Source organism: Pedobacter sp. 01T416_2, from assembly GCF_056398925.1.
In genome coordinates this window covers 1-3,756 of sequence record NZ_JBFTQI010000600.1, presented here as the reverse complement: position 1 = coordinate 3,756, position 3,756 = coordinate 1, and the positions used below count along the sequence as shown (strand labels likewise).

General features: G+C 39.2%; 3 protein-coding genes. All 3 read left to right on the top strand.

Annotation, left to right across the window (positions count from 1 at the left end; all coding sequences use genetic code 11):
* The first annotated feature begins 240 nt into the window (after positions 1-240).
* Genes nirB through AC1DPQ_RS21015 form a run of 3 tightly spaced genes read left to right on the top strand, consistent with a single transcriptional unit; the run spans position 241 to position 3,586 of the window.
* The gene (nirB, locus tag AC1DPQ_RS21025) at positions 241-2,754 is read left to right on the top strand and encodes a nitrite reductase large subunit NirB (RefSeq protein ID WP_477610763.1); all 2,514 of its coding nucleotides are present in this window, start codon (positions 241-243) and stop codon (positions 2,752-2,754) included.
* A gap of 37 nt (positions 2,755-2,791) precedes the next feature.
* Positions 2,792-3,139, top strand: coding sequence for a nitrite reductase small subunit NirD (nirD, locus tag AC1DPQ_RS21020; RefSeq protein WP_029276048.1), 348 nt, complete (start codon positions 2,792-2,794; stop codon positions 3,137-3,139).
* A gap of 51 nt (positions 3,140-3,190) precedes the next feature.
* A complete protein-coding gene (locus AC1DPQ_RS21015) occupies positions 3,191-3,586 on the top strand; it encodes a hypothetical protein (protein ID WP_251029902.1) in 396 nt (131 codons plus the stop codon).
* Positions 3,587-3,756: the final 170 nt, after the last annotated feature.

The window sequence follows — 3,756 nt, the reverse complement described above, 5'->3', positions numbered from 1 at the left end:
TTTAACTATTTAAACATAAAAGTGATGAAAATTTATTAAAAAATTAAATTTTTTATGATAAAAATCACACAAAAACAACTTTTAATCGAATTTTAACCTATATTTGAATATCAAAAATCATATAAATATTAAAATATGAATTTTTGAATCGATTATTATCAATAAAAAACAATAAAACAAATAATTCGAAACAAAAAACAACCAACAGAAACCAACAAACACAAAATACCTTTAAGATTTATGAAAGAACCACAAATAATCGTAATAGGAAATGGAATGGTGGGATATAAATTCTGCGAAAAGCTAAGATCAAAAACCTCTTCTTTTAATCTTATTGTTTTTGGCGAAGAACCCCGCAGAGCTTATGACCGTGTTCATTTAAGTGAATATTTTAACGGAAAAACTGCTGATGATCTTTCTCTTTCTACTGAAAACTGGTATCAAGAGCAAAATATTACCCTTTTCTTAAATAATCCAATCGTTAAAATAGATCGCGAACTTCAAAAAGTTTATACAGCCAGTGGCCTTGATTATCATTACGATATTCTTGTTTTTGCAACCGGCTCGGGGGCTTTCGTTCCCAATATCCCTGGTATCGAGAAAGAAGGTGTTTTTGTTTACCGTACCATTGAAGATCTTGACCTGATTAGCGGTTATGCCAAAAAGGCCAAAACAGCTTCGGTTATCGGTGGTGGTTTACTGGGACTAGAGGCTGCTAAAGCATTAATAGATCTGGGCATCGAAAAAACGAGCATTATTGAATTTGCACCGCGCTTAATGCCAAGACAAATTGATACTGCAGGTAGCGATATGCTTAAATCTAAACTCGCAGATCTTGGTTTACAGATCCACTTAAATAAAAACACGACAAGTATTGAAGGCGATGGCCGTATTACCGCATTAAAGTTTAGCGATGATACTGCTTTAGATGTAGATATGCTTGTCATCTCTGCTGGTATAAAACCACGTGATGAACTGGCAAAAGCCTGCGGTATCGAGGTTGGTCCGCGCGGTGGAATTGTTGTGGACCAAAAAATGCAAACCAATGATCCGGCTATTTTTGCCATTGGTGAATGCGCTTTGTACGATGGAATGATTTATGGCTTAATTGCTCCTGGTTACGAAATGGCTGAAGTGTTGGCTGCAAACCTTTGCGAAGGTGAAAAAACCTTTACAGGGTTTGATATGAGCACTAAACTGAAACTGATCGGTATCGATGTGGCCAGTTTTGGTGATAATTTTATTACCGAACCCGATTGCCGCACCATCATCTTCGAAAACAAACACAAAGGCGTTTATAAAAGAATAAATGTTAGTAATGACGGGCAATACCTTTTAGGAGGTATATTAATTGGAGATGCAACAGCTTACAACCTGCTGTTGCAGACCTCTAATAACCGGATTGTATTACCAGAAAACCCTGAAGAACTGATTCTGGGTGCACGTGGCGGAAGCGAGCCTGCTGGCGGAGCCGGAATTACAGGTTTACCCGATGGTGCATTGATCTGTAGCTGTGAAGGCGTGAGCAAAGGCGATATCTGCGCTGCAGTTGCTGATGGCTCTTGCGAAAACATTGATGACTTAAAAAAATGCACCAAAGCAGGCACAGGCTGTGGTGGATGCTTGCCAATGGTTAAAGATTTGATGACTTATACCTTAAAATCACAAGGTAAGTATATCAAAAATGTAATTTGCGAACACTTTAACTATAGCCGACAAGAACTTTTTGACCTTATTCATATCCACGAACTAAAAAGTTATGATGAAGTATTGGATGCTTTAGGCAAAAATGACGGTTGTGAGGTATGTAAACCATTAGTGTCATCGCTCCTAGCCAGCCTTTGGAACGAAATGATCCTTAAAAAAGGAAATGATGTGGCCCAGGATAGTAACGACCGTTTTCTAGCCAACATCCAAAAAGGCGGCTCATACTCAGTGGTACCAAGGGTTCCGGGTGGCGAAATTACACCCGATAAATTGATAGTAATTGGCGAAGTAGCTAAAAAATATAACCTCTACACCAAAATTACCGGAGGTCAGCGTATTGATATGTTCGGTGCACACCTTAACGACCTTCCTATTATCTGGGAGGAATTAATCGCTGCAGGTTTTGAAAGCGGACATGCTTACGGAAAAGGCTTAAGAACGGTTAAAAGCTGCGTAGGTAGTACCTGGTGCAGATTTGGCTTGCATGACAGTGTAAGTTTCGCCATCCGGATCGAAGAAAGATACAGGGGTATCCGTGCACCGCACAAGTTTAAATCAGCTGTAAGTGGCTGTATCAGAGAGTGTGCAGAAGCACAGAGCAAAGACTTCGGCATTATTGCTACTGAAAAAGGCTGGAACTTATATGTATGTGGTAATGGCGGTAGCAAACCTCAACATGCCCTTTTACTGGCAACAGACTTAGATAGTGAAACCTGTATTAAATACATTGATAGATTTTTGATGTTTTACATCCGCACTGCCGATCCCCTTACCAGAACAGCAACCTGGCTGAACAAAATGGAAGGTGGAATAGATTACCTGCGGAACGTAATCATTAACGATAGTTTAGGAATGGCCGCCCAATGGGAAAATGAAATTGAAAACTTAATTGCCTCTTACAAATGCGAATGGAAAGAAGCTGTAGAAAATCCTGCGATCAGAAAACGCTTCTCTCATTTTGTAAATGCACCGGAAGACAAAGATCCAACTATAGAATTTGTTGAGATGCGCGGACAAAAAAGAACCGCCGAATGGAAAACAGTTTAATAAATAATCTTTACAAACCTTATAAAACCCAAAAATTATGAATGAACAATCAAATTGGCTAGCAGCCTGCCGAGTCGAGGATGCCATTGAGAACGGTGGCGTTTGCGTAAAACATGGTGAAGATCAGATTGCACTTTTCTATTTCACCAGAAGAAATGAGTGGTACGCCACACAAAATGAGTGCCCGCATAAAAAACAGATGGCATTAAGCCGTGGAATGATTGGATCTACTACCGATGAACCTAAGGTAGCCTGCCCTTTCCACAAAAAAACATTCTCATTGAGCACTGGCGAATGTTTAAGCGGTGATGAATGCGCAATAAAAACCTATCCTGTAAAGATAGAAAACGGAACCGTTTACATTGGTACAACACCAAAATCTTAACCTGACCCAGTAAGATTAACTATATTCGGTATAAACTTAAACCAAACAAACATGAAAATTCAAAATTATGCAGCAGTATCATGCTGCCTTGCACTTACCTTGTTCTTTTTTTCGGCCAAATCGCAAACAAAAGCTGTTCTTTTTGACGGCACTTTAGTTGCCGGATATGTAGATGGCGGTGCATTTCTCAATTGCGCTGGACCGGGCATTAAATTCAGCAAAAAGCCCTATAGTGTATTATTAGGTCTGTTACCTACTTTAAGAATTAAAGAAGACAAAGTGGCATCGGGTGCCCCAAAAAACAAATTACTTACACCTAGCCTTGGTTTTGGCTTAACAGCTGCATTTCGGCATGTAGCTTTACAACTCCCTTTATACTACAACCCTAAAACCGCAGTCAAAAATGGCGAATGGAACGTTGGCGTAGGCTTAGGCTATAAATTTTAAAAGAACCCATTTATTTATTTACGCTTAAACAGATCGTTATGACACTAAACTCCATTACTAAACCGCTAGATAAATTAAATATATTTTCGTTCAAAGGTGTTCAGATGAAAACCTTTCACATCACCTGGCTAACTTTCTTCTTTTGTTTTTTCGCCTGGTTCGGCATGGCC

What these genes read in the sequence shown, in the direction of transcription:
- nirB (WP_477610763.1), top strand. Translation starts at nt 241, where the DNA reads ATGAAAGAACCACAAATAATCGTAATAGGAAATGGAATGGTGGGATAT.
- nirD (WP_029276048.1), top strand. Translation starts at nt 2,792, where the DNA reads ATGAATGAACAATCAAATTGGCTAGCAGCCTGCCGAGTCGAGGATGCC.
- AC1DPQ_RS21015 (WP_251029902.1), top strand. Translation starts at nt 3,191, where the DNA reads ATGAAAATTCAAAATTATGCAGCAGTATCATGCTGCCTTGCACTTACC.